The sequence below is a fragment of the Corynebacterium sp. ES2715-CONJ3 genome (assembly GCF_024814365.1).
GTDB lineage: Bacteria > Actinomycetota > Actinomycetes > Mycobacteriales > Mycobacteriaceae > Corynebacterium.
Map to the genome: position 1 here is coordinate 172,607 of NZ_JANUXS010000001.1, position 26,969 is coordinate 199,575.

The 26,969-nt window shown below is 53.4% G+C and carries 25 protein-coding genes; 23 read left to right on the top strand and 2 right to left on the bottom strand.

Annotated elements, in window-relative coordinates:
• Positions 1-5 precede the first annotated feature (5 nt).
• From NXT00_RS00765 to NXT00_RS00775, 3 genes are read left to right on the top strand one after another with little or no spacing between them, the layout of a single operon-like run.
• Entirely contained in the window at positions 6-1,370 is a 1,365-nt protein-coding gene (locus NXT00_RS00765; RefSeq protein ID WP_259157686.1) for an MATE family efflux transporter, read from the top strand.
• A gap of 40 nt (positions 1,371-1,410) precedes the next feature.
• A complete protein-coding gene (locus NXT00_RS00770) occupies positions 1,411-2,208 on the top strand; it encodes a metallophosphoesterase (RefSeq protein ID WP_259076349.1) in 798 nt (265 codons plus the stop codon).
• 3 nt (positions 2,209-2,211) lie between these two features.
• On the top strand, positions 2,212-2,880 hold the full coding sequence (locus tag NXT00_RS00775; RefSeq protein ID WP_259157687.1) for a 4'-phosphopantetheinyl transferase: 669 nt from the start codon (positions 2,212-2,214) through the stop codon (positions 2,878-2,880).
• Here the strand turns inward: NXT00_RS00775 and truB are convergent.
• Positions 2,877-3,794 carry a tRNA pseudouridine(55) synthase TruB gene (gene truB / locus NXT00_RS00780; RefSeq protein WP_259157690.1) on the bottom strand — a complete coding sequence of 306 codons (918 nt, stop codon included), beginning with the start codon at positions 3,792-3,794 and terminating at the stop codon, positions 2,877-2,879. The two genes, NXT00_RS00775 and truB, sit on opposite strands and share 4 nt — an antisense overlap.
• A gap of 59 nt (positions 3,795-3,853) precedes the next feature.
• Here truB and NXT00_RS00785 point away from each other — a divergent pair, with 59 nt between their 5' ends.
• The 16 genes from NXT00_RS00785 (at position 3,854) to NXT00_RS00860 (ending at position 24,224) form a co-directional block, all read left to right on the top strand.
• Positions 3,854-4,822, top strand: coding sequence for a bifunctional riboflavin kinase/FAD synthetase (locus NXT00_RS00785; RefSeq protein ID WP_259076367.1), 969 nt, complete (start codon positions 3,854-3,856; stop codon positions 4,820-4,822).
• 35 nt (positions 4,823-4,857) lie between these two features.
• Positions 4,858-5,817, top strand: coding sequence for a nucleoside hydrolase (locus NXT00_RS00790; RefSeq protein ID WP_259157692.1), 960 nt, complete (start codon positions 4,858-4,860; stop codon positions 5,815-5,817).
• A 134-nt stretch (positions 5,818-5,951) separates the two neighbouring features.
• A complete protein-coding gene (gene rpsO / locus NXT00_RS00795; protein ID WP_259076371.1) occupies positions 5,952-6,221 on the top strand; it encodes a 30S ribosomal protein S15 in 270 nt (89 codons plus the stop codon).
• Positions 6,222-6,417: 196 nt separating this feature from the next.
• Positions 6,418-8,697 carry a polyribonucleotide nucleotidyltransferase gene (locus NXT00_RS00800; RefSeq protein WP_259157693.1) on the top strand — a complete coding sequence of 760 codons (2,280 nt, stop codon included), beginning with the start codon at positions 6,418-6,420 and terminating at the stop codon, positions 8,695-8,697.
• A 777-nt stretch (positions 8,698-9,474) separates the two neighbouring features.
• Positions 9,475-10,431 (top strand): aldose 1-epimerase family protein, encoded by a 957-nt coding sequence (locus tag NXT00_RS00805; RefSeq protein ID WP_259076383.1) that lies wholly within the window; start codon positions 9,475-9,477, stop codon positions 10,429-10,431.
• A gap of 81 nt (positions 10,432-10,512) precedes the next feature.
• Complete coding sequence (locus NXT00_RS00810; RefSeq protein WP_259076385.1) at positions 10,513-12,174, top strand: sodium:solute symporter family protein; 1,662 nt, start codon at positions 10,513-10,515, stop codon at positions 12,172-12,174.
• Positions 12,175-12,196: 22 nt separating this feature from the next.
• Positions 12,197-12,448, top strand: coding sequence for a cell wall anchor protein (locus tag NXT00_RS00815; RefSeq protein ID WP_259157694.1), 252 nt, complete (start codon positions 12,197-12,199; stop codon positions 12,446-12,448).
• Between the two features lie 5 nt (positions 12,449-12,453).
• Complete coding sequence (galT, locus tag NXT00_RS00820) at positions 12,454-13,599, top strand: galactose-1-phosphate uridylyltransferase (protein ID WP_259076389.1); 1,146 nt, start codon at positions 12,454-12,456, stop codon at positions 13,597-13,599.
• Entirely contained in the window at positions 13,589-14,830 is a 1,242-nt protein-coding gene (gene galK / locus NXT00_RS00825) for a galactokinase (protein WP_259157696.1), read from the top strand. Before galT ends, galK begins: the two co-directional genes overlap by 11 nt.
• Before the next feature lie 97 nt (positions 14,831-14,927).
• The gene (gene dapB / locus NXT00_RS00830; protein WP_259157697.1) at positions 14,928-15,683 is read left to right on the top strand and encodes a 4-hydroxy-tetrahydrodipicolinate reductase; all 756 of its coding nucleotides are present in this window, start codon (positions 14,928-14,930) and stop codon (positions 15,681-15,683) included.
• A complete protein-coding gene (gene thyX, locus NXT00_RS00835) occupies positions 15,676-16,434 on the top strand; it encodes an FAD-dependent thymidylate synthase (protein ID WP_259076395.1) in 759 nt (252 codons plus the stop codon). Before dapB ends, thyX begins: the two co-directional genes overlap by 8 nt.
• 68 nt (positions 16,435-16,502) lie before the next feature.
• The gene (dapA, locus tag NXT00_RS00840; RefSeq protein WP_259157698.1) at positions 16,503-17,417 is read left to right on the top strand and encodes a 4-hydroxy-tetrahydrodipicolinate synthase; all 915 of its coding nucleotides are present in this window, start codon (positions 16,503-16,505) and stop codon (positions 17,415-17,417) included.
• Positions 17,410-19,407, top strand: a complete 1,998-nt coding sequence (locus tag NXT00_RS00845) for a ribonuclease J (protein ID WP_259076399.1) — start codon at positions 17,410-17,412, stop codon at positions 19,405-19,407. The genes dapA and NXT00_RS00845 overlap by 8 nt, the downstream gene beginning before the upstream one ends.
• A gap of 83 nt (positions 19,408-19,490) precedes the next feature.
• Positions 19,491-20,123: a TIGR03085 family metal-binding protein gene (locus NXT00_RS00850; RefSeq protein WP_259076401.1), complete on the top strand. Its 633-nt coding sequence runs from the start codon at positions 19,491-19,493 to the stop codon at positions 20,121-20,123.
• Between the two features lie 76 nt (positions 20,124-20,199).
• The gene (locus NXT00_RS00855) at positions 20,200-23,016 is read left to right on the top strand and encodes a DNA translocase FtsK (protein ID WP_259157700.1); all 2,817 of its coding nucleotides are present in this window, start codon (positions 20,200-20,202) and stop codon (positions 23,014-23,016) included.
• A gap of 212 nt (positions 23,017-23,228) precedes the next feature.
• On the top strand, positions 23,229-24,224 hold the full coding sequence (locus NXT00_RS00860; RefSeq protein ID WP_259076412.1) for a TerC family protein: 996 nt from the start codon (positions 23,229-23,231) through the stop codon (positions 24,222-24,224).
• Positions 24,225-24,299: 75 nt separating this feature from the next.
• On the opposite strand, the gene NXT00_RS00865 is transcribed toward NXT00_RS00860, so the two are convergent.
• Complete coding sequence (locus NXT00_RS00865; protein ID WP_259076414.1) at positions 24,300-24,596, bottom strand: YciI family protein; 297 nt, start codon at positions 24,594-24,596, stop codon at positions 24,300-24,302.
• Positions 24,597-24,657: 61 nt separating this feature from the next.
• On the opposite strand from NXT00_RS00865, the gene pgsA reads away from it, so the two are divergent.
• The 4 genes from pgsA (at position 24,658) to NXT00_RS00885 (ending at position 26,955) form a co-directional block, all read left to right on the top strand.
• Positions 24,658-25,239 (top strand): CDP-diacylglycerol--glycerol-3-phosphate 3-phosphatidyltransferase, encoded by a 582-nt coding sequence (gene pgsA / locus NXT00_RS00870; RefSeq protein WP_259157701.1) that lies wholly within the window; start codon positions 24,658-24,660, stop codon positions 25,237-25,239.
• Positions 25,236-25,766, top strand: coding sequence for a CinA family protein (locus tag NXT00_RS00875; protein ID WP_259157702.1), 531 nt, complete (start codon positions 25,236-25,238; stop codon positions 25,764-25,766). The genes pgsA and NXT00_RS00875 overlap by 4 nt, the downstream gene beginning before the upstream one ends.
• A complete protein-coding gene (locus tag NXT00_RS00880; RefSeq protein ID WP_259077089.1) occupies positions 25,766-26,074 on the top strand; it encodes a helix-turn-helix domain-containing protein in 309 nt (102 codons plus the stop codon). The genes NXT00_RS00875 and NXT00_RS00880 overlap by 1 nt, the downstream gene beginning before the upstream one ends.
• A 92-nt stretch (positions 26,075-26,166) precedes the next feature.
• Positions 26,167-26,955 (top strand): PspA/IM30 family protein, encoded by a 789-nt coding sequence (locus NXT00_RS00885; protein ID WP_259076426.1) that lies wholly within the window; start codon positions 26,167-26,169, stop codon positions 26,953-26,955.
• Positions 26,956-26,969: the final 14 nt, after the last annotated feature.

Consider the following 26,969-nt stretch of genomic DNA (forward strand, 5'->3'; position numbering starts at 1 on the left):
AGGCTATGAATAATTCGATGATTACTGAGCAGTCCCACTCGGATACGTATGAGTTGCCTAGTGCTCGATCAATTCTCGCGCTGGCGCTTCCTGCCCTTGGCGTCCTCATTGCTACTCCGCTCTTCCTGCTACTCGATACTGCAGCAGTCGGACGGTTTGGAGGAGGAGAGTTCTTAGCGGCTTTAGCAACAGGAACGACATTGTTCTCTATTGTGACCACGCAGCTGACTTTTCTTTCTTATGGAACCACTGCCCGTTCTGCACGATATTTCGGAGCGGGGGATCGAAGCAGCGCTATCGCCGAAGGGGTACAGGCAACTTGGGTGGGGATCGCCGTGGGAATCGTGCTCGCACTGATTATGTGGTTTGGGGCTCCATGGTTTAGCCTGTGGATCTCCGCTAATTCAGAGGTAAGCGAGCTCGCGACCACCTGGTTGCGAATCACTTCTTTCGCGATCCCGATGGTGCTATGTTCCATGGCGGGTAACGGCTGGCTGCGCGGGATTCAAAATACGAAGCTACCGCTCATTTTCACGCTGCTGGGCCTAGGTCCAGGCGCGGTTCTCATTCTGGTATTGGTTCACCGCTACGGAATCGTCGGGTCGGCGTGGGCGACTCTGGCTGCCGAAGCCATTATGGCTGGTCTGTTTGTAGGAGCCCTGGTGCTTATGCATAAGGGGAGCTGGGCTCCCGACGCGCGGATCATTAAGGATCAGTTAATTCTGGGTCGAGATCTCATTGTTCGTTCTCTCGCCTTCCAGGTGGCTTTTTTGTCTGCAGCCGCGGTAGCTGGACGCATCAGTGCGCAAGCTTTGGGCGCGCACCAGGTACTTCTTCAACTGTGGAATTTCTTTAGCCTGCTCCTCGATTCTCTGGCTATTGCTGCCCAGACCCTCGTGGGTGCAGCGTTAGGGGCGCAGAGTTTGAAGGCTGCTAGGCAAGTAGGTCAGCGAATTTTGCTCTATTCTCTGGGATTTTCTGTGCTGCTCGCGGCAGTGCTCGCAGCCAGTTACCGGATGGTTCCTCCTCTGTTTACCACCGATCAGTCGGTTCTTAAAGAGATCGCGGGCCCATGGTGGCAGCTCGTATTTATGATTATCGTAGCTGGTGTGGTATTCGCCCTTGACGGAGTTTTATTGGGCGCAGCCGATGCGGCATACCTGCGAACCACGACGCTTATCGGTGTCCTCGGCGGATTCCTGCCGGGAGTGTGGATTGCCAACTACTTTGGCTTAGGCCTGCAAGGGGTCTGGTGGGGGATTCTCGCTTTTATGATGATCCGATTCTTCAGCGTTGTGGGGCGCTTCTATTCCATGAAATGGGCCAGCCGGGCCCTCGCTTCCAACTACGCAACCTATACTGAAAGATAGTGCGTTCCAGCTTCTGCGTACCCACTTCGAAGGAGTGAATATGACCCAAACGCTGTGGGCGGTCGCCGACTTGCATGGAGCGGTTAAGCACAACCGGGAGATGATCGAATCCATCAAGGCTCGTGATCCGTCCGATTGGTTGATTGTCGCTGGCGATGTGGCTGAGCGCACCGAAGTGGTCATTAAAATTCTTGGCAAGCTACGCCGCACATTTTCCACAGTAATCTGGGTACCAGGCAACCACGAGTTATTTATGCGCACCGGCGATACCTTTCTGGGCCGGGCGAAATACGAAGAATTAGTGCGACGTTGCCGGCAAATTGATGTCCTAACCCCTGAAGATCCGTATCCTGTATTCCACGGCCGTACGGTTGTGCCGTTATTTACGCTCTATGACTACTCCTTTAGGCAACCCGATCTTAGCGTCGAGCAAGCAGTGCAAGCCGCTCGCGATAAGGGCATTATGCTAACCGACGAATTCGCTATAGCTCCCTTTGTCGATATTCGCGCGTGGTGCTGGGACAGGCTCGCGTACTCGGTCAAACGGTTGAGTAGAATCTCCGGCCCCACTATTTTGGTTAATCACTGGCCGCTCGTGGTAGAGCCGGTGAACCAGCTCACATATAAAGAGATCGGCCTCTGGTGCGGAACTCGTCATACGCGTACCTGGGCGCAACGATATCAGGCCGAAGCGGTAGTGTATGGTCACCTCCACAATCCTGGGTGCCTAAAGGTGGAGGGTATCAATCACCTCGAGGTCTCTTTGGGCTATCCGCGAGAGTGGCAAGCCACTATCAATAGTCGACAGTGGCCCTACCCAGTCGTGGAGGCATCATAGCGCATGGTAGAGGCTAATTTATTCCCTGAGTCCGCTCGCTTCCATGTCCTCAAAGTGGATCCTCAATCCGTTGATCTTCGGCATTTCAGGCAATTGCACCCCACGGAACAAGCAGCGGTGCACCATGCGGTTGATAAACGAAAGGCCGAGTTCGGCGACGGTCGCTTTTGTGCCCACCAAGCCTTACGGGCACTCGGGTGCGAATCAGGGCACCCCATTGTGCGTGGAGAACGCGGAATGCCGGTATGGCCAGAGGCAGTTTCCGGCTCCCTCACTCATACCGACGGTCTGCGAGCTGCGGTGGTGGCACCACGATCGCGGGTGCGCTCAATGGGACTCGATGCAGAGATAGCTGAGCATTTACCAGAGGGGATCCTGGGGTCGATTGCCCGGCGAGGGGAACTCGCCCAACTCGAGCAATTACGCAAACAAGGTATCACGTGTGCAGATCGCTTGCTGTTCTGTGCCAAAGAAGCCACGTATAAAGCGTGGTTCCCACTGACCCATCGATGGCTCGGTTTCGAACAGGCCGAAATCGATATTCGCCTAGATGGAAACTTCGTCTCCTACCTTCTGGTCCGGCCCACCCCCGTCCCTTTTATCGAGGGACGGTGGATGATTGCAGATGGCTATATTATTGCGGCAACTGCGGTGCTGAGCGAGAGCGCCTAGTTCAAAGTGTTGGGTCGTGCCACGAAGATGCTGGCCAGCCTCTTGCCCTGCTGTTTAACGAGGGCAATAGCTCGGCCATCTGGGTCTACCGCGGCAAATGGTCCCTCCTGCGCCACTGGTTGGAGCCATTTGCCCATCGACAGATCCCGAGCTTGGTCTGCAGTAATATCGAGAACAGGGTAGCAATGGGGGAGGGCTTGGTCTAGGCTCATGGATAGTTGTGGTGCCTTCTCGAGTTCCTCAAGGGTTCGAGCGTCCTCCAGAGAAAAGTGGCCGAGCACGGTACGGCGCAGATAAATAAGATGACCGCCGATGCCTAGAGCCTCTCCCAAATCGCGTGCCAGAGAACGGATATAAGTCCCTGAAGAGCACTGCACCCGAATATCTACGTCAATATGATCGCTGTGAGGGCGAATATCTGAGACAGAGTAGGAGAAAATTGTTACTGGCCGAGCAGGAATCTCTATATCCTCGCCATCACGGACTCGCTGATAGGCTCTCTTGCCGTCGATTTTAACAGCTGAAACTCGGGCTGGGCGCTGCATGATATCGCCACGAAATGGTCCGATGGCAGCGTTGATCGTTTCCACACTCACCTCAGCAAGCTCAGCTGCGCTAGCCCGTGAGATTTCCTCACCTTCGGCATCATCGGTGGTCGTTGCCGATCCAAGGCGGATTATCGCCTCATAAGTCTTTGTGGCATGGACTAAATGTGCTAAAAATTTAGTGCCGCGCTCAACCCCTAAAACTAAGACACCAGTAGCCATCGGGTCGAGCGTCCCGGCATGACCGACTGCGCGTGTATGAAAGGCGCGACGGACGCGCGCCACTACATCGTGAGAGCTCAGCCCAGCAGGCTTATCCACGATAACGAGGCCAGAACGGTCGAGTAGGGAAGAGGGCTTGTCAGTCATAAATCCCAAGTCTATGAGCTGCTATCACCTTTTGCCCATTTTCCCGTAAACTAAGCGGCGTGAATATATGGCGTGGACTCGACAATATACCGGCAGATCTCACATCTAGTGTGGTGAGTATCGGCGTCTTCGACGGCATGCACCGAGGTCACAAGACGCTACTCGATGCCGCCGTTAAACGAGCAGATGAGCTCGAGGTACCCAGTATCCTTCTCACTTTCGACCCACACCCGCTGGCAATCCTGCGCCCGGACCGAATGCCTCCGCTGCTAGCTAGCGTGGAAAGGCGGGCTGAGTTGGCGGCTCAGGAGGGAATAGACTTCATCCTCGCGATGACCTTCAGCGTAGACAAAGCGCAATTGAGCCCTGAGGATTTTTTCACAGAGGTTCTCGTCAATTCCTTACACGCCCGCGCTGTAGTCGTGGGTGAAAACTTCACCTTTGGTCACAATGCCGAGGGCACCACGAAAATATTGCAGGACTTAGGCAAAAAGTACGGGGTTGAGATTTATATTAAGGATCTCCTTGGCGACGACGGGGAGACCATATGTTCCACTTCGATCCGTCGGTATCTCAGTTGCGGTGAGATTCGCCTAGCTAACCACGCTTTGGGTCGCGAGTTCGAGGTGTGTGGCGAAGTGGTCCGCGGTGCTGGACGCGGCGGAAGAGAATTGGGCTATCCCACCGCCAACCTGTACTTTCCTGATTCGGTAGCCTTGCCAAAAGACGCCGTATATGCCGGATGGTTACGAGTGATCTCCGAAGCCCCAATAGATGGGGATATGGAGCATAATACTCGCTACCCAGCAGCGATCTCGGTGGGCCACAACCCCACATTCGGCGATAAACGCCGCAGTGTTGAGAGTTTTGTTATTGGGCGCGATGCCGATCTGTACGGACATACCGTGGTAGTGGAATTCGTAGATTTCGTTCGTGACATGGAAACGTTCAGCGGCATCGATGAACTAGTTGCCACCATTGACAAGGACGTGGCACATACCTTAGATATACTCAACCATTCCTCATAAGGCTAGGCGAGGACATTTACTGATCGGAGAGTGACATGTACACCAAGATCATTCTTGACCTCGATACAGGCATCGACGACGCGCTGGCAATCGCTTATACCCTCGGCTACTGCGCGGCCCATCCCGAGGTCGAACTCGTCGGGATCACCTCCACCTACGGGAACGTCGATATTGCCACCAGCGTGCGCAATAATCTAGCGGTGACGCAACTTTTTAAACGCTCCGATATCAAAGTCTATGCCGGCCCGCCTAAGGCTCTTGGTGCTTCAGATTTTAAAGTCCTTGAAATCTCGTCGTTTATTCATGGGGCAAATGGGATTGCAAATATGATAATCCCTGAACCGCATAAAAGTGGAGAGAACCGAGATGCCGCAGATTTCCTGATCACCTCCGTGCATACCTTCGGCGATGATCTCGTTATTATTCCCACCGGGCCCTTGACCACCATTGCTACGGCAATAGCGAAAGATCCCACCTTTGCACATAAGGCTCATATTGTCTTCATGGGAGGGGCACTAACCGTACCGGGCAACGTGAAGCCGTGGGCAGAGGCGAATATCCATCAGGATCCCGAGGCCGCTGATCGAGTGCTTCGTGAAGTCGAAGATATCACCATGGTGGGGCTCGACATCACCTTACAAACGCTATTGACTCCCGATGATCTCGCGATCTGGCGGGAGCTTGAGAATTCACGGGCGGAATTTATTACCGCACTCGCAGAATACTATATCGATGCCTATGCCGAATTTGATCCCACGCTTGGTGGGTGTGGGCTCCACGATCCGCTTGCTGTGGCTATTGCACTCAACCCGGATCTTGCTGTCTATCACAACATGAACCTCATGGTCGACACAGCGGAACCGCTGCGTGGGCGGACCACGGGCGACACCACACGTTTGGGGAATCACAGGAAAAATGTCAAGGTAGCCCTCGGGGTGGATGTGCAGCGTTTTAAGCAGCTCTTTATGCATTACACCACACTCGCTGCGAGCTAAGTGCACGAAAAGTCAACGCTCGTGCTATAGTCGTTGAAGTTTCTCTTACTGTGGTTCACAGCAGTTTGAAAAACCACCGTTTATAAGGCGGTGATGACGTTTAATGTGGACTGGAAATTTCAAGGAGTAACCCCATGGCTCTTAATGCAGAGCAGAAGAAGGCCATTCTCGCTGAGTTTGGTTTGCACGAGACTGATACCGGTTCGACCGAGGCACAGGTTGCCTTGCTCACTCACCGCATCAATACCTTGACCGAACACCTCAAGTCCCACAAACATGACCACCACTCTCGTCGTGGTCTGCTCTTGATGGTGGGTCGTCGTCGTGGTCTTCTGAAGTATCTGGCAGCCAATAACGTTGACCGTTACCGCGATCTCATCGCTCGTTTGGGTCTGCGTCGTTAAGCTCTAAGAAAAAAGAATCCCTCCCCTTGTGGGAGGGATTTTTGTTTGGGGCTAAAGACTGGGTGAAGTTGTGTTAAAGTCGTTCTTGTTGCGTTTTTTGGATATCCGAAAACAAAAATACCGAAGATATAAATCATGGTAGAAAGACGGCACCGATGATCGTCGAAAAGCACGCACAATAAAGAGGAGAACGTGCATGAGCAGTGCAAAAAAATTAGTTACTTTTACTGAGGATCCCGAAGTTGGCATTACCGAAGCAATAGCCACCATCGATAACGGCGATTTTGGAACCCGAACCATCCGCTTCGAAACCGGGCAACTAGCCCGCCAAGCGGGTGGTTCTGTTACTACCTATCTCGACGACGATAATATGCTGCTGTCAACGGTGACAGCATCCTCGCAGCCCCGCGAAAACTTTGACTTCTTCCCCCTGACCGTCGATGTTGAAGAACGGATGTACGCCGCGGGACGCATCCCAGGTTCCTTCTTCCGCCGTGAAGGCCGCCCCTCCACCGAAGCGATCCTCGCGTGCCGTCTTATCGACCGTCCTTTGCGCCCTACCTTTGTGAAGGGGCTGCGCAACGAAGTGCAGGTCGTGGTGACCGTTTTATCAGTCGATCCAGAAGATATGTACGACGTCGTAGCCATCAACGGCGCCTCCGCTGCAACCCAGCTCTCGGGACTACCCGTATCTGGTCCTGTAGGCGGCGTGCGCATGGCGCTTGTCGCAGATGAGAAACACCCCAAGGGGCAGTGGATTGCTTTCCCCACTCACGCCCAGCATCAGGAGGCTCTGTTCGAGCTCGTTGTGGCTGGCCGCATCATTACTAAGCGGCAGGGAAGGAAGACCGTCGAAGACGTCGCCATTATGATGGTGGAAGCGGGGGCCACCGAGTCCGTTGTAGACAAGATCAGGGATGGCAAACCAGCTCCAACGGAAGATGTTGTAGCGGCAGGTTTGGAAGCAGCCAAGCCTTTTATCGAGGTGCTCTGCCGAGCCCAGCTTGGTCTTGCCGAGCGAGCTGCAAAGGAGACCCAAGAGTTTCCTCTCTTCCCTCCCTATTCAGATGATATTTTCGCCGCGGTGGAGAAGCAGGCAACCAAAAAACTGGGCTCCCTGCTCACTATCAAGGCAAAGCAAGAGCGCGATGATGCCACCAATGAATATATGGAGCACGTCGAGGCCCAACTGGTCAAGCGTTTTACTACGGACGAGAGAAGCGAGGAGACCGCTGCTAAGGAAATCCGTGCCGCATATAACGCTGTGATGAAGAAGGTTGTGCGTCGCATGATCCTCACCGATCACTTCCGTATCGATGGCCGTGGTGTCACCGATGTGCGCGACCTGGGCGTAGAAGTAGATCTCATTCCGCGGGCACATGGCTCCTCGCTCTTTGAGCGAGGAGAAACTCAGATCATGGGTGTGACCACGCTTGATATGCTCAAGATGGCGCAACAGATTGATTCGCTGTCGCCAACAACGTCGAAGACATATTTCCACCATTACAACTTCCCGCCATATTCGGTGGGTGAAACTGGCCGTGTGGGTTCACCGAAACGCCGCGAAATAGGTCACGGTGCTCTTGCTGAGCGTGCGCTTATTCCAGTGATCCCGTCCCGGGAAGAATTCCCGTACACGATTCGTCAAGTTTCCGAAGCCTTAGGCTCCAATGGTTCTACCTCGATGGGCTCGGTATGCGCCTCAACGCTTTCGCTTTATAATGCCGGGGTGCCACTGAAGGCTCCCGTTGCGGGTATTGCTATGGGCCTAGTTTCCGATGAGGTCGATGGGGAGACCGCCTATGTGGCGCTGACCGATATCTTGGGTGCTGAGGATGCCTTTGGCGATATGGACTTTAAGGTTGCCGGTACAGCAGATTTCATCACCGCCTTGCAGCTCGATACCAAGCTCGACGGTATCCCCTCTGAGGTACTCGCAGCAGCCCTATCTCAAGCTCGCGATGCTCGTCTGTATATCTTGGATACAATGGCTGAGGTCATTGATGGACCCGATGCTATGAGTGAATACGCTCCGCGAATCACCTCGGTTAAGGTTCCTGTGTCAAAGATCGGTGAGGTGATCGGGCCGAAGGGTAAGACCATCAATGAAATCACCGAGGCGACTGGTGCCGATATTTCCATCGAAGACGATGGAACCGTCTATGTTTCCGCAACCGGCGGCAAGGCTGCAGATGCTGCCATCGAGCGCATTAATGCCATCGCTAATCCGCAGTTGCCTAAGGTAGGCGAGCAATTCCTTGGTACCGTGGTCAAGACTACTGCTTTTGGTGCGTTTGTTTCCTTGGTACCTGGTCGCGACGGTCTGGTACATATTTCGAAGCTCGGGAATGGCAAGCGCATTAGTAAAGTCGAAGATGTCGTAAACGTGGGCGAGAAAATCGAGGTTGAAATCCTCGATATCGATAACCGCGGCAAGATTTCCTTAGGCCTAGTTAGTCACGAGGAAGAAAGCTAAGCAGAAACTCCGATATGAGCCACCACACCCCACATACTGGGGTGTGGTGGTCATTGTGATTTTTAGGGCGCTGATAACGCTCCATCACGCTTCAAGGGAGTAGCGTTGTCGAGCTCAGCGGAGCTCACGCCATGTCAGGCGCTCGAACCTATTTAATTTTTTTTATCCCACCGATGGTTTTGATGAGAAATCTACGCCGGTTTCCCATCAGTACCGGGTATTAAAATCACGGGGCAGAGCAAGCGGATAGCTAGAAAAAATTACCGAGGACTTTGGTCAGATTCTGATGTGCTCCCTCTGGTAAAGGCATCTGCTGTTACCGGGCGCGAGCAGGTGTAGACCAACCGCTTAGCGTGAATACCAGTACAGGGTAGTAGACTCCGTGCATAATCAGATATCTAAGGCTATCCCTAATTACATGGGGCGCAGAGTAGGCACGGAGTTGGCGCAGAGATATAGGACCCCAAGCAAGACAAGCCTACCTAGGTGGTCCCCGAATCCGACATCGCGCACGATATAAGGGACGCGCGAACTGCATGCTTGTGCATCCTATTGGCTTTGCCCAAGTGGGGGTAAAGATAATGTGAATTAGTTCACGCTGCAACTGCGATGTCGAATAAAACACAACGCTTACACATCAGGTGTGTACTTACTCAACTAAAGGACCTCATCTTTTATGGCGATAATCGTTAACAACTCTTTATCTAAAAGCTAATATAACTTTTGGATGATGATCACCATGTGTGTGGAGCGGTAATAACTCGAAAGGCTACCGTTATGGGTAAGAATTTTCAGGAGCTCGTACTGGAGGCATCGGACTACCGCGCTGTCATAACCTGTAGGGGCGCCGGTCTGCGCGAGCTCAGTTATCGCGGGCGACCACTCATTCAGTCTTATAACCCAGGCGAGCCAGCTCCCTTAGGTGCCCACCAACTCTTGGCCCCCTGGCCCAACCGGACCGCGGACGGGCGCTTCATATGTGCTGGGCGCACCTTTGAACTCGAGCGCAGCGAGGCGGCCCGCCACAATGCGATTCATGGATTTATTCGTCGCCAAGAATTCGAGGTTATTAGCCTCTCTCCACACTCCGCAACCCTACGCCTTCGAGATCAACCACATCCCGGGTGGCCGTGGGCAGTGACCTATACCGTGGTGTGGTCACTTGGAGCTGAAACCGGCCTGAGTCTAGATTTCCAGGCCCACAATACATCAGATACTGCCATGCCTTTTGGGTTCGGTTTCCACCCGTATATATGTGCCCAAGGGGCGCCGGTAGATCGAAGTCTATTGGCTCTTCACTCGGTTTCATCGTATCTCCCACTCGAAACTTCCCGGAATCTCCCAGCCGGCCCTGTCTCTCCACTGCACACTCTGGAGAACGAAGGCACTGTTACGACACACCAGCTCGAGATGCTAGGAGAGGGGATGCCACTTGAAGGAGTATTCTTTGACCATTGCTTCGGGCCTGGAGTTAATGAGGCAACTCTCATCGACCCCCGGAGCGGACGTGGAGTGAGGATTACAGGCGACGAGTCAATTTCCTGGATGCAGGTTTTCACCCCAGACCCTGCTCGTGGCTGCGGCTTCCCAGGGGTAGGGCGAGCAGTGGCTGTGGAGCCAATGACATGCCCGCCCGATGCTTTACGTTCCGGCACCGACCTTATGACCATCGCCCCGAATGAGGTGAAAAAAGTCAGTGTGAGTATAGGCGCCTACCAACGTACAACAACTTAATAAAACCGCCCAGTCTGACAATATTCCACCCAGGCTGCGGCTTTGTCCTTCCTTCGTTCCTACTCTTTAAAGGAGGCAGCCATGCCCATGGCTGAATCTGCGCTGAAACTTGATGCTTCATGGGTCGATTATGCGCTTGTGGCACTCTATTTTGCATTCGTTCTCGGAATCGGCTGGGCGGCTCGCTCAAAAGTTTCAAGTTCGATTGACTTCTTTCTCTCCGGACGTTCCCTGCCCGCATGGGTGACTGGCCTCGCGTTCATTTCTGCGAACTTAGGTGCCGTGGAGATTGTGGGTATGTCAGCCAACGGTGTGCAGTACGGATTCCAAACGATGCACTATTTCTGGATCGGCGCCATCCCCGCCATGGTCTTCCTCGGCATCGTGATGATGCCCTTCTACTACGGATCGAAAGTACGCTCAGTACCCGAGTTTATGCTGCGGCGTTTTGGCCCCGGAGCGCACCTTGTTAACGCTATCTCTTTTGCCGTTGCCCAACTTTTGATCGCTGGTATCAACCTGCTCCTGCTGGCAAAGGTGGTTAACTCCCTACTCGGGTGGCCACTATGGCTGACCCTCATCATTGCCGCGGTTATTGTGCTCTCTTATATCACTCTCGGTGGTCTTTCTGCTGCTATCTATAACGAGGTCTTGCAATTCTTCGTGATCATTGCTGCGCTGCTGCCGCTGACTATTATCGGCCTGCACAATGTTGGCGGATGGTCGGGATTGAAAGAGAGAGTGGCAGAGGAAAGCCACTTCCACACCTGGCCTGGCACCGATATCTCGGGTTTTGATAATCCAATTATTTCCGTGATTGGGCTGGTTTTTGGCCTCGGCTTCGTGCTGTCTTTCGGTTATTGGACTACCAACTTCGTTGAAGTACAGCGCTCCATGGCAGCAGATTCCTTGTCCGCAGCGCGACGGACTCCGATTATCGGCGCCTTCCCCAAGATGTTCGTGCCCTTCATAGTGGTCATCCCCGGCATGATTGCCGGTGCTACAGTAGCCCCCATTATGGACGGCAGTGCCAAGCCAAATGATGCCATGTTGTACCTCATGCGCGATCTCCTCCCTAGCGGTCTACTCGGGGTGGCTCTCGCTGGTCTCTTGGCCGCATTTATGGCTGGAATGGCTGCCAATATTTCCGCGTTCAACACCGTGATCTCCTACGATATTTGGCAAACATACGTAGTCAAAGACCGAGAGGATAGTTATTATTTAGGCTTTGGTCGTCTTGCTACTGTAGCCGCAACAGTAATCGCGATTTTCACCGCCCTGATCGCGCAGAACTTCGGCAACGTGATGGATTATCTCCAGACTCTCTTTGGGTTCTTCAACGCTCCGCTCTTTGCCACCTTCATACTCGGTATGTTCTGGAAGCGAATGACCCCCACCGCCGGCTGGGTGGGCCTGGTCTGCGGTACTCTTTCTGCCATTATTTACTGGGTTCTAGCCACGTTCTCCGGCTCAGAGGCGGCTCTGTTCAATCTTCCGGGTCAGGGCACAGCCTTTGTTGCCGCATCCCTAGCTTTCGCTGTCGATATCGCCATCTCCATTGCTGTCTCTGCTCTTACGGTACCTAAAGCCGATCATGAGATGGTGGGCTTCGTACGCTCGGTAACCCCTAAGGAGGACTTGAGCGATGCTGCCGAGGTAGGTGTGGCCTGGTATAAGCGCACAGTTCCACTGGGTGCCCTATGCATGGCTATGGTCATCGTTCTTAATATCGTCTTCGCTTAAACCACAGTAAAGGACCAGCACAATGGCTCATCCACGTTCAATCAAAGCGCGTGCCTTTGATATCCGAAACGTAATCGGCGCCCTCATCGGCATCTATGGCGTCATCCTTGTTTTCGCTTACCTCGCCATCGACCCAGGTATCGACCCCAGCACCGGTATGCCCAAAGATGCCGGTTATAACCTCTGGGTTGGTCTCGCGATGGTGGGCTGCGCCGCAGTATTTTTCCTGTGGGCAAAACTGAACCCGGTCATACCGGAAGTCAAAGAGCACTAAGACTCATGACTGATATACGGGTAACCCGCACAACGCTTGCCGACGGCCGCGAACTGATATATTTCGACGACGATCCCAGCTATACGACCGGCGAGAAAACGCGTGAGCTTACCGACCCTCGCGATTTACCCGCGGCGACCACCGAATCAGAGATGCGCTGTGACCCCCTCACTGGGGACTGGGTAGTGTATGCCGCGCATCGCATGAATCGGACTTTTATGCCGCCGGCGGACCTCAACCCCCTCGCCCCCTCGCACCCGGGTAAACACCCCACCGAAATCCCTGCTCGAGACTACAACGTCGTGGTCTTTGAAAACCGATTCCCGTCTTTGTCTACCCATATGCATATTCCCGATGATTTCGCCCACCTGGTCGACGGTATCGAGTTGGTGCCGCGCCAGCCGGCATATGCCCGCTGCGAGGTCGTATGTTTTACACCTGAAGCGTCCCAATCATTTAAGGACCTCAGCCTGACTAGGGCGCGCACAGTGATAGAAGCGTGGGCGCATCGGACAGCTGAACTCTCTCGTATTAAGGGGGTGAGACTGGTATTTCCCTTCGAAAATAGGGGAGAGGAGATCGGGGTCACTCTCCAGCATCCCCACGGCCAGATCTATTCCTATCCCTTCCTCCCCGCCCGCGCTCAAGCGATTGTCAATCGCGCCCGGGCGCACCAAGAACGCACTGGTCGAGATCTTTTTGATGATTACCTCACTGCCGAGCTAGAGGCAGGGACACGAATTGTGGTAGCGGGAAAACAGTGGGTGGTATTTGTCCCCGCAGCAGCTAAGTGGCCAGTCGAACTGATGGTCATGCCGCGTCGACACGTGGCAGACTTTGCGGAGTTGAGCAATCCCGAAAAAGATGAGCTCGCTCGTATCTATCTCACCGTATTACAAGCTCTCGATCATTTCTTTGAGGGCGTCGACAAAACTCCTTATATCGCTGGATGGAACCAAGCGCCAGTTGGTGCGGATCGAACATTCGGCAGGCTACACCTGCAGTTATTTTCCCTTATGCGATCACCACACCGCTTGAAATACTTAGCGGGGTCAGAGTCAGCTCAGGGCGCTTGGATCTCCGATACAACACCTGAGCGGATCGCTCAACGCTTCCGAGATCTTTTAGAGGGGAAGATTGATGTCTTATAGCCCACGTTGGATGCAGACACACGGCGACGGTGCCGGTGCTAGCCTGGCACGAGAGTTATTTGTTCGCACATTCAACCGAGCCCCAGAAATCACTGTTGCCGCGCCGGGGCGAGTCAATTTGATCGGGGAACACGTAGATTATGCTGGCGGTATATGTCTTCCCTTCGCGCTGGGTCAGCGCAGCTATGTAGCGATCGCACGTAGAGATGACCGGAAACTCGCCGTCGTCTCGGATTGGCCTAATTCTGAGATCGAGTCTATAGATCTTCGCGATATTGGCCCCCAACATCCCGCTTCTTGGGCTGGTTATGTCGTTGGTTCAATTTGGGCCGCGTACCAAGCGGGAGTCATTGACGAGCAAGGTTTCGATATTGCGGTCGTCTCCGATGTGCCCGTGGGAGCTGGATTATCCAGTTCGGCTGCGATCGAGTGTTCGGCCGCCCTAGCCGCGGTGGAATTAATCCACCCAGGAAATCTCAACGATGAGATTCGCGAGCACCTTGTCGTAGCCACCATGCGAGCGGAAAACGAGATCGTAGGAGCCTCGACCGGCGGGCTGGATCAAAAGATTTCGCTCTTTGCGCGTCCCGGACACGCTCTTGCAATAGACTTCGGTGATAACAGCAGTCAGCACGTTCCTTTTGATATCGAGTCGGCGGGCTTAAGCCTACTGATTTGTAATACTAACGCCCCTCATTTCCTCGGCGATGGGCAGTATGCTTCACGGCGAGCGGTTATCGATGGGGTTGCCCACGCGGCGGGAGTTTCCACACTTCGCCAGGTGGAGGATCCTTTCGAGGTGGCGGCAAGCTGGGCAGCTAAGAACCAGCCCGCTAGCCAAAGCGCACAACAGTGGCAAGAGGTGGTGTATCGCAGGGTCAGGCACGTCGTTTCGGAGATAGACCGTACTGCTGAGGCCATCAATAGACTCAAAGCCAACGATATCGCTGGTTTTGGCACGTTAATGTGGCAGTCGCACGCTTCATTGCGTGATGATTATGAGGTATCTACTCCAGAACTCGACCTCGTTGTCGAAGAAGCGCGAGCCATAGGCGCCCTCGGAGCGCGCATGACCGGGGGAGGCTTTGGCGGAAGTGCCATCGCTCTTGTGCGAACCCACGACGCTACCGAGTTAGCTCGCCGGATAGACACCAAGGCTAGGGATCAGGGGTTCCCGATACCGGAATTCCTCCTCGCAACGCCAAGCTACGGGGCTCGTCGACTCGACTAGATCCTACGGTCCGATCCTTCTGAGAAGGATCGGACCTTTTTAGCGCTTCCGCATTTGCTCTACACTATTAGACAGCAAACGCGAGAAAGAGGTTTTCATGACAATCAAAGTGGGTGTGCTGGGCGCACACGGACGCGTCGGACAAGCAATCGTCGACGGCATCAAATCTCAGGAGGATCTGGAGCTCTCAGCCGCTCTTGATCGCGGTGATGACCTGGCACAATTAGTTCAGACAGGAACCGAAGTCATTGTGGACTTCACCACACCGTCATCGGTGATGGACAATCTCGAATTTTGCCTACGTCATGGCATTCACTGTGTGGTCGGGACTACTGGTTTTACCCAGGAGCGCCTCGACCAGGTGCACAGGTGGTGTGATGAGGGCAAGGCTCACTGCCTCATCGCCCCTAACTTTGCCATCTCAGCTGTGCTGACCATGCATTTTGCTAGGATAGCGGCGCGTTTTTTCGAATCCGCCGAAGTCGTGGAATATCACCATCCTAAAAAACTCGATGCCCCGTCAGGAACTGCTATTCATACTGCGGAAATGATCGCTCAGGCGCGCGCTGCCGCTGGAATGGAAGCGATGCCAGATGCGACAGAGCAAAGCCTGGAAGGAGCACGGGGGGCGCTCGTCGATGGGGTACCAGTGCATGCGGTGAGAATGACGGGCATGGTTGCGCACGAAGAGGTTATCTTTGGCACCCAAGGACAGTCCCTGACTATTCGCCAGGATTCTTATGATCGGTCTTCTTTTTGGCCAGGAGTCTATGAGGGCATCCAACAGATTGGGAAGCACCCGGGTCTAACCGTAGGCCTCGAGCACTACCTGGGTATTGGTAGCAATGGCTAAGACTGCCCACTTACGCGTCGAGTTAATTGCGTGTAGTTCCTTCTATGCACCCTCAGATATCGAGTGGGATACTCCCCCAGAAACCCCAGATTCGGAGGCTCTCATCGAGTTTGCGGGGCGTGCTTGTTATGAAACCTTTGATAAACCGAATCCTCGCACCGCAGATAATTCCGCCTATATCCGCCACATCATGGAGGTCGGTCACCTCGCATTGTTGGAGCATCCGACTGCGACCCTCTATATACGAGGTTTATCTCGTGCCGCTACACATGAATTAACCCGCCATAGGCATTTCAGTTTCTCGCAGCTGTCGCAGCGATTTGTCCATGCCGAGCATGCTGAGGTTGTCGTTCCTCCATTGATTGATCGGAACGAAGAACTTCGACGCCTGTTTATGGAAGCCGTCGATGAGACTCGATTCGTCTACAACGAGCTTGTTGATGCGCTCGAGCAACAACTCGATGGTGAATCCAACGCACTGCTGCGGAGAAAGCAGGCTCGACAGGCTGCTCGTGCTATTTTGCCCAATGCGACGGAATCGCGAATCGTTGTTTCTGGCAATTTTCGCAATTGGCGCCACTTTATCGGAATGCGCGCGAGTGAGCACGCCGATAATGAAATCCGGGAGGTCGCTGTGCGGTGTGCGGAGGTCTTAAGAAGTGCCGCTCCTGCGGTTTTTTCAGACTTTGAGGTCACCACTTTAAGCGACGGTTCACGTATGGCATCAAGCCCATTTGTTAGCGACTTTTAAGGAATTATTTCCAACCCCTGGGCGGTGGATGCCAAACTTATGCTCAAAAGAAGGTAACGTTGAAGGTCATGAGCAAAGGTTTAGTAGCGCTAACGGGGGCCGAGTATTTCGGCTCGATTTCCGTTGCTATGGTTACCCCCTTTAACGAAAATGGTGAACTTGATCTCGGCGCAGCTGCTAAGCTGGCCCGCCACCTCGTTGATAACGGAGTAGATTCGCTCGTTCTCTCGGGAACGACCGGCGAAGCTCCGACCACCACGCTTACTGAAAAGATCGACCTGCTCACCGCCGTCCGTGAGGAAATAGGAGCAGCGGCCAGAATAATTGCTGGTGCTGGTACTAATAACACACGATCCACGGTGGAAGCATCAAAAGCCTGCGCCGACGCTGGCGCAGATGGGCTTTTAATTGTCACGCCGTATTACTCCAAACCGAGTCAAGAAGGCATTTACCAACATTTCTCCACAGTCGCGAAAGCAACCGAGCTCCCCATCTGTGTTTATGACATACCAGGGCGCACGGGAGTAGCGATCGAGGCGCACACCCTGAGTCGGATAGCGGAACTTCCAACAGTTGCGGCTGTCAAGGACGCCAAGGGAAATATCGCCCTGTCGACTGCACTAATCGATGCGCTCAATCTGGCATGGTATTCCGGTGACGACCCTCTCAATCTTCCTTGGTTGAGTGTAGGCGCCGTCGGGTTTATATCGGTGATCGGGCATCTAGCTCCGCGGCAATTGCGAGAAATGTACGAAAATTTTAACAACGGCAATCTCGCGGAAGCTCGTGAGATTAACGCTTCATTAGCTCCACTCGTGCGTGCCCAAGCGCGCTTGGGTGGAGTGGCCTTTGCCAAAGCTGGTTTAAGGCTGCAGGGCATAGATGTGGGCGAACCCCGCCTACCCAACCTTGCTCCCTCAGTAGAGGAATATGAAGCTCTCAGCCACGATATGAAAATAGCTGGAGTATTAACTAATGAGTGAAACCCGTAGTCGCAACCGACGAGCTGTGCGAAAAGCTGGCTCGCCAGAGACTGCAGACGCCCCAACCTTCATCTCGCCCGAAGGAAGCCCTGATACATCGGGCGCGCCAAGCGAAAAACGCAAGAATGCCACGCAGGGACGTGGCAGAAATAATCGCGGCCCTCAGAAAAATAAAAAGGGTCATGGCCAAGAAAGTGGTCAGCGCGACAGTCGCCGTAATGTGGTGAAATCAATGCAAGGTGCGGATCTTACTGGTCGCCTACCGTTGCCCGGTAAGCCGAAGCGGAACGGTTTGCGCATTTATGCCTTAGGTGGCATTTCGGAAATCGGACGAAATATGACCGTTTTTGAGTACAACAATAAGTTGCTTATTGTCGACTGTGGTGTACTTTTCCCGTCATCAGGCGAACCCGGCGTTGATTTGATCCTCCCAGATTTCGCGCCCATCGAAGACAAATTAGACCAGGTTGAAGCACTGGTGATCACACATGGACACGAGGACCATATCGGCGCCATTCCATGGCTGCTAAAGCTGCGCCCCGATCTCCCCATATTCGCCTCGCGTTTCACGACTGCTCTCATCATGGCAAAATGTCGCGAACATCGAATTCGCCCGAAGATCACGGAGGTAGATAAAGATTCCAACCTCGATCGCGGACCGTTCAATATTCGTTTCTGGCATGTCAATCACTCCATACCCGATTGCTTAGGTGTAGCAATCAAGACTGGAGCTGGCATGGTCGTGATGACCGGCGATATTAAGCTCGATCAAACCCCTCCCAATGGAAAGCCCACCGACCTGCCTGCACTCTCGAGGCTCGGGGATGAGGGGATTGACCTATTCCTGTGTGATTCCACAAACGCCACCACTCCTGGTGTATCTGAATCCGAATCTAATATTGCCCCTGCATTGCGACGTATCATCACCGATGCGAAGCAGCGGGTCATTCTAGCGTGTTTCGCGTCCAACGTTGACAGAGTCCAGGCGGCAATTGACGCCGCTGCGGAGTGCGGACGTAAGGTGGCATTCAACGGCCGCTCCATGATTCGTAATATGGAAATTGCCGAGAAGCTCGGCTATCTCAAGGCCCCGCGTGGAACTATTGTGTCCATGGACGATGCCGGCAAAATGGCCCCATCGAAGGTTCTCCTTATTACTACCGGTACCCAGGGTGAACCGATGGCCGCTCTGTCGAGGATGGCTCGTCGCGAGCACCGCCAGGTTACTGTTCGCGATGGAGACGTTATAATTTTCTCGTCTTCTTTGGTCCCCGGTAACGAAGAGGCTGTATTTGGCGTGATGAATATGTTGGCTCAAATCGGAGCCACCGTGATCACCGGTCGAGATGCCAAAGTACACACCTCTGGCCACGGTTATTCGGGCGAGCTATTATTCCTCTACAACGCTGCGCGTCCACGCCACGCGATGCCTGTACACGGTGAATGGCGACACTTGCGCGCCAACAAGGAACTTGCCATTGCCACAGGTGTGCCGCGGGAAAATACTGTACTAGCGCAAAACGGTGTGGTCGTTGATATGGTCGACGGCAAGGTAGAGATCGCGGGTCAAATCCCTATTGGGCACCTCTATGTGGATGGCGTCACCATGGGCGATATCGATCAAGAAGTGCTTGATGATCGCACGGCCCTTGGCGAGGGAGGTCTTATCTCTATCACTGCTGTGATTGATAATCGCACAGGCCGTCTCCTCGAAGCCCCCACAGTGCAAGCTAAGGGCTTCTCTGAGGATGCTATAGCGATGATGCCCGAGGTCAAAGATCTAGTTTCCACCACCATGAATGATCTCGCGGCGGAAGGGGAGAACGATCCCTATCGTATGGTGCAACAACTGCGGCGAAAAGTCTCCCGCTACGTGGAGCAGACATGGCGTCGTAAGCCAATGATTATGCCCACGGTGGTGCCAATGTCTTCAGATAACAGCACTCCGATACCCGATGAGGATGTGCGTCGCTCGCGTCCGAGTTGGTAACTAAAAAATCCCCGCCTCATTCAGACGGGGATTTTTTATGTCGAGCTTATGCCAAAGCAAAAGAAGATCGGTAGGCTAAATATATGACTCTTTCATCTTCCGAACGTTCCCGCTTGGCTGCCCTTTTTCGAGATACTGACCCCTCGGCGCCTACACTGTGTGGCCAGTGGAACGCCAAAGATCTTCTTGTTCACCTGGTGGTGCGTGAAAATGAGTTTCCAGCCGCTTTGGGTATTGTGAGCTCCCGATTTGAAGGTAGCTTGAAAAAACAGTCCGAGAAGGCGGCGAACCGTGACTACCAGGAACTTATCGATTGCTTTGAACAAGGTCCAGGTGCTTTGAGCCCGTTTCGATACCTTGATCGTTTCGTTAATGCTGCAGAGTTCTTTGTTCACCACGAGGATTTACGTCGTGGATCGGAGCCGGACTCGGTGGCACCCCGCAACTTTACCGATGCGGAAAACAAAGAACTGTATACTTTGCTGAAGTGGCTCGCACCGATGATGTTGCGGAGTTCACGTGTGCCCGTCGTCATCGAACCTCACGGTTTCCAACGGTTTGTGGGAAAAAACAAGCGTGGAGTCGCCACTAAAGGGGACCAGGTGGCAAGGATTCGGGGTGATGTGGGTGAAATCCTGCTCTATCTCTACGGCCGCGATTGGGCTCATGTCGATATCGTCGATGATTATGACGGAATCGATCGATCAAGTCTCTGAGGTTGATCGAGGGAAAATACGGTTCGAAAGTGTTTCAAATGTGAATAGTGTGATTTTTGAGGTTAAGCTTTAAGACATGACTGCCAAAAGCACTTCCTCCAGCCGCGGAGGGGCCGGATCTAAACGTCCCCCCTCACGTTCTGGTGACAGATCATCTCGCAGAGCACCAGAAAGACGAGTGAGCACAACGGCATTTGCCGCCTCGGGCAATTACGCTCGTTCGGCCAGACGTGCGGCTGAATCATCCGAGGAACGCACAGGCTCCGCCCTGAAGGCGGTGGGTGGGGGACTGGGCACCCTCTTTTCAGCAGCAGCCCACGGCGTGGGTACTCTGACACGATCCGTAGCTGGTCAAGAAGACGACCTCTATCCTCTGGACGAAGACCACCCCAACGAGAACCAGGAATTCGAAGAAGATACACGTGATGCTGAGAAGGAATCTCACCGAGACAGCTTCGGACTCGTCCTTATTGGTTTAGTCATCGTTCTCGGGGCTTCTGAATGGTTAAGCATCGCAGGTCCCATTGGGCAGTGGATTTCCACGGTGGCACACCTTCTCGTTGGTGCTGGCGCGTATATCCTCCCGATTATTCTTCTCGTTGTTGCCGTATTAGTCATGCTTGAGAAGCAGCCCAGCCTTAATATGAAGGGTTCCATGGTGCTTGGCGGTGGCTTGATAGTGCTATCAATGTTGGGACTATGCCATATTTTCGCCGGTCTTCCTGACAAGTGGTCGCAGCGCCAGTTGGCCGGTGGCGCCTTGGGTGCTTATATCGGTGGGCCTTTGGCGCAGGGCTTTAGCGGCTTTATCGCCGTGCCCCTGCTATTTATCATCATCATCTACGGCGCGCTCAAGCTCACAGGTATCAGCATCAGAGATTGCATCGACGCCGCAACAGAATTTGTCGAGCAGCGCCGCAATCAGAACGACGAACTCAACGGGGATGATGAGGACGAATATTCCGAGGCCGAGGAAGACACAACTATCGCTCGCCGAACTCGCCCAGCGCCCGCGGAGATCCGACCACCGTATCAACGTGTGCGCCGTATAGAAAATAATCCGCAGCCGCTCTTTGGGGGCGGCCCGATGGATAACTACCCCGTCAATGAAGCATCGGAAACCGATGAATTCCCAGTGGTCTCGGAGCAAACAGTTATTCTGCCCCGGCCAACGGAAGAACGGACCGAGTCCGCGGCACCCGTGGTTGCTTCACAACCAATGGCAGAACCGACTGAGGCCGCAGCGCCCGCGTCTGATTCGCGACCAACTCTCATAGGTCCCGTGGATGAGCATACAGACCCCGCGCCGGTCGAAGAGGACGTGGAGCCCGCCTCAGCGCCACAGATTATTCACTCTGATTACGAAGTACCCTCAACCAAACTTCTAGTGAACGGGGCGCCGCCTAAGGGGCACTCGGCGGCTAACGACCGCATGATTGAGGCCATCAGTGCGGTCTTCGAGGAATTTAAGGTGGACGCCCATGTGGTGGGACTGAGCCGAGGGCCTACAGTGACTCGATATGAGGTCGAATTGGGCCCGGGCGTTAAGGTTTCGAAGATCACAAACCTGCAGTCTAATTTAGCCTATGCAGTGGCCACTGATAACGTACGGCTGCTCACCCCAATTCCTGGCAAATCTTTGGTAGGTATCGAAGTCCCCAATGCGGATAGGGAAGTAGTTCGCCTGGCTGATGTCCTCAACGCACCTGCCATCCATGGCGATCATGATCCGATGCTGGTGGGACTAGGCAAGGATATCGAGGGCGAATTTGTGGCACATTCGGTCCAGAAGATGCCCCATCTACTCGTGGCCGGTTCCACAGGTTCGGGTAAGTCTGCTTTTGTAAATTCACTTCTAGTATCGCTGCTGACCAGGGCGCGGCCGGAAGAAGTCCGCCTGATTTTGGTGGATCCGAAGATGGTGGAGCTTACGCCCTATGAAGGTATTCCGCACTTAATCACCCCCATCATTACCCAGCCAAAGAAAGCCGCTGCTGCACTGCAATGGTTGGTCGAAGAAATGGAACAGCGATATATGGATATGAAATCCACTCGCGTGCGTCATATCAAGGACTTCAACCGTAAAGTAGAAAATGGCGAAATTCAGACTCCACTGGGTTCACAGCGTGAATATAAACCGTATCCCTATATCGTGTGCATCGTCGATGAGCTAGCCGATCTCATGATGACCGCGCCGAAGGAAATCGAAGAGTCCATCGTGCGCATTACCCAAAAGGCGCGTGCCGCAGGTATTCACCTCGTCCTTGCTACGCAGCGACCCTCCGTAGATGTGGTGACTGGGCTCATCAAGACAAATGTGCCGTCCCGCCTGGCTTTTGCTACCTCATCCCTGACCGATTCTCGTGTGATTTTAGATCAGGCAGGCGCTGAAAAACTCATCGGCATGGGCGACGGTCTGTTCATCCCACAAGGCGGCCGGGCGAAACGAATTCAAGGTGCGTATGTAACCGATGAAGAAGTACAAGCAGTAGTCGACGCCGCTAAATCCCAAGGTGAGCCAGAATATACTGAGGGCGTAACCGAGGACAAAGCCGCCGAGGCGAAGAAGAATATAGACGAAGATATCGGAGGCGATCTGGATGATCTGCTGCAAGCAGTGGAGCTAGTAGTAACCTCTCAGCTGGGATCCACCTCGATGCTGCAGCGCAAGATGCGCATCGGTTTTGCCAAGGCAGGCCGGCTGATGGATCTTATGGAATCGCGCGATATCGTCGGCCCTTCGGAAGGATCGAAAGCTCGGGAAGTTATTGCCAAACCAGAGGAATTAGAATCAATCTTGTGGCTGCTAAAAGGAGCAGATCCCGAGCAAGCGCCGCGTGAGGAAGACGACACAAATATTGTGACCTACAACCCCACAGGCAACGCCTTCTAGGGCGCGGATCCTAGGCCGCTGCATGGCTGTGCTAGCATCGTAGATCGTTGGAGGGGAGTACCCCGGTGACAACGTGAATCGTCAGCACGTGATTTATAAAGCACGCTTTATAGGGATCCGGTTCCGTTGGGCTAGTACCTGGTGCTGGCTGGGAGAGACCTCTGGCTTATTCGGAAAAATATTGTCCTCGAATGAGACCGGAGGTCTTTTTAATGGAAGTCAATCTTCTAACATGGGTTATTACCTGTGCTGTAGTGAGCGGATTTTTTATCTTCGATTTCTACTCCCACGTTCGCACCCCCCACGAACCGACCCTCAAAGAAGCAGCGTGGTGGTCTGCCTTCTATGTTGCACTAGCTGTTGCCTTCGGAGGTTTTCTGTGGCTGACCTGGGGCGAACCGGGTAATCCCCACCAACACGGAATCGAATTCTTCACTGGTTATATCACCGAAAAAGCGCTGAGCGTTGATAACCTATTTGTTTTCGCGCTGATCTTGGGATCCTTTAAGGTACCACGCAAATACCAGCAGAAAGTCTTGCTCATCGGGATAGCCTTGGCACTCATTCTGAGACTGATTTTCATCCTGGCGGGCGCAGCCTTAATCAGCCTGTGGTCAGATGTCTTCTATATCTTCGGCATCTTCTTGCTGTATACCGCGATCAAGCTCATTGTGGATGAGGTTCGCGATGCTCCCGAGACTGCCCCTGACGATATGTGGGTCATTCGGATGTTACGAAAAGTCGTGCCTGTTACGAGTGGCTATGAAGGTGACCACCTCTTCGTGCACAAGAAGGGTAAATTCGCGGTCACTACTCTTTTCGTCGCGCTCTTAGCCATTGGATTGATCGATGTTATGTTTGCTCTCGATTCAATCCCTGCCATCTATGGAATTACTACTGAACCTTATATTGTCTTTACCACCAATGCGCTGGCTTTATTGGGCTTGCGTCAGATGTACTTCCTCCTCGACGGCCTCCTCGATCGCTTGGTTTATCTCTCCTACGGACTAGGGGCGGTCTTGTCCTTTATCGGCGTCAAGCTTATCTTGCACGCGCTACACGAGAATAGTGTGCCCTTTATCAACGGCGGTGAACCTGTCAGTGTTGTGGAAGTGGATACGCTGACATCCCTTTTCATCATCGTGGGAATTTTGGCGGTGGCAATTATCGCCTCGCTGATCAAATCGAAGAAAAACTCCCCAGCATAACTAACTAGTGAGAGAGGGCCTGACGGTGAACGTCGGGCCCTCTCTCACGTTCATATCTTCTCTATTCAAATATATTTAAGCACTACCAAAGATATTGAGCACCGGATTCCAGGTATGGAAGTGCCGTTTCTCCAGAGCACCTGAGGTGAAGAAGGGATCATGATCGAGAAGTTCTCGAGCTTGATTGAGATCGGCTCCATCTGCTAACTGGATGATAATAAGTGCACCGCCCTTCCCATCCGTATACGGGCCTGAGCCGATGAGAATTCCTTGTTCCTTGAGCTTGGCTAGAAAACTGCGATGCTGAGGACGGATCTCGGCAATGGTTGGACTAGTAGGGGAGTAGCTGTATTCAACTGCGAAAACTGTCATATTTAATAGTCTAGTCTCCAGCAATTTCGAGAGCTGAAAGAGGCTGCTAAAATCGGGAAATATGAATGCTCCCAGCCCCGATCAACTCAAGCCAAGTAACCTCAATATTCCCAATATTCTTACTAGTTTAAGGATTATTGTTGTTCCGCTCTTCGTCTGGCTGGTCCTCACCAGTGAGAGTACGCGGCCTGGATGGATGTGGGCCTCTTTTGTGGTTTTTGCGGCGCTGATGATCACCGATAAATTAGATGGCGATATCGCTCGCTCGCGTAACCTCATCACCGATTTTGGTAAGATCGCCGATCCCATAGCTGACAAGACATTAATGGCGGGCGCGTTTATTTCTCTTAATATTACAGGCGCTCTCCCTATCTGGGTCACCGTTATTATTCTCGTCAGGGAAGTTGGCATCACGGTGTGGCGGATGGTGGAGCTACGCAAGGGTCGCATCGTCCCTGCTTCGAAGGGTGGAAAATTCAAAACGGTTTTGCAGACAGTGGCGGTGGCGCTCTACTTGATTCCGCTACCAGACTATATGAGCTTCATTGTCTCATTATTTATGTATATAACTGTGGCAGTAACAGCGCTAACGGGTGTGCAGTATCTTATCGACGCCGCTGCGGTGAAGAAGGCTAGGGGGTGAACACCGACCTCGCTATCCGCGTTGTTGCACGTTTGCGCGCCAATTCGCAAACGTTGAGTGTGTGTGAATCACTGAGTGCGGGGCTGCTGGGAGCCACGATTACCGGGGTTGCCGGGGCAAGTCAGGTATTTCGCGGGGGCCTGATAACGTATGCCACTGATACTAAACACCAGTTGGCTCATGTCCCGCAGCATATTCTCGAGGATTTCGGGCCGGTGAGTCCGCATACCGCACGAGCTATGGCACAGGGTGCTCGGAATGTAGTGGGAAGCGATTGGGCAGTGGCGCTCACCGGAGTGGCAGGCCCTGATGAGCAAGACGGTCACCCCGTAGGTGAAGTATGGGTGGGTTTAGCTACCCCAGAAGGTCAGGTATCCGCATATTCTGCGGCTCAGATTCTCGGTAGTGCTTCATATCTTTGCGGCGACCGCGACGCCATCCGGTATTTAGCTGTTAGGGCTGCCTTGAGGATTTTCCTGGAATCTAGTTCGGGAACTTCTGCGATAGCTAGAACGTTAGCTGAGTGATGATGAAATATACTGCAGTTATTGAAAAGCCCAAGCCAAAGGCTTCGGAGCCGCTGCTGCGGCAAGCTCTTGGTGCAGCACTACGTGCCTTTCGCGCCGAGCGAGGTGTCACGCTGCGAGAACTCGCAGAAATATCACGAGTATCGCCCGGGTACCTCTCAGAGCTTGAGCGTGGACGCAAAGAGGTGTCCTCAGAACTATTGGCTAGTGTCTGTCATGCGCTGGGAACCAGTGTTGCCGATGTTTTAATTGAGGCTGCTGGGTCCATGGCGCTCAGTAACGCTGAGCCGGAGCTCGTTGGCGTCTAAAGGCTTTCTAGGTAGGAGAGCGTGCGATCGTCTAAGATGGACGTGCAGATCTTTATCACTAATACTCGTTCCTGAAAGGGGCTTAATTCCCGATGGCTAACCCGTTTACTAAAGGCTGGAAATATCTCATGGCTCTCTTCGATAGCAAAATCGAAGAGCATGCCGATCCGAAGGTTCAAATTCAGCAAGCTATTGAGGATGCCCAGCGCCAGCACCAGGAACTCTCGCAACAAGCTGCGGCAGTGATCGGAAATCAGCGTCAATTGGAAATGCAATTGAATCGGCGTCTTGCTGAAATTGAAAAACTTCAGGCTAATACGCGTCAGGCACTGCAGTTAGCAGATAAGTCTCGCGCTGCTGGCGACGATCAGAAGGCGCAGGAATACGAAAACGCTGCCGAGGCTTTTGCTGCCCAGCTCGTAACCGCAGAGCAATCTGTAGAGGATACTAAGCAGCTACATGATCAAGCTCTGCAGCAAGCAACGGCAGCGAAAAAAGCAGTAGAACGCAACTCCATGGCCCTGCAGCAGAGGGTAGCTGAGCGGACGAAGCTGCTTTCCCAATTAGAGCAAGCGAAGATGCAGGAGAAGGTGGCTGATTCCATCACCTCGATGAATTCGATTACCGCGCGTAATACCCCTAATTTGGATCAGGTGCGCGAGAAAATCGAGCGTCGTTATGCCAATGCGCTGGGGACCGCTGAGCTTGCCGAGAACTCGGTTGGTGGTCGCATGGTCGAAATCGAGCAGGCCGGAGTGCAGCTTGCTGGACATTCTCGTCTCGAGCAGATACGCGCAGAGATGGCTACTAGCGAGAAAAAGGCAATTAGCGGAGACGACCCCGTGACCCGCCGTCTTGATGAACTCCGCGACGAATCTTAGATAATAGTCTGCAG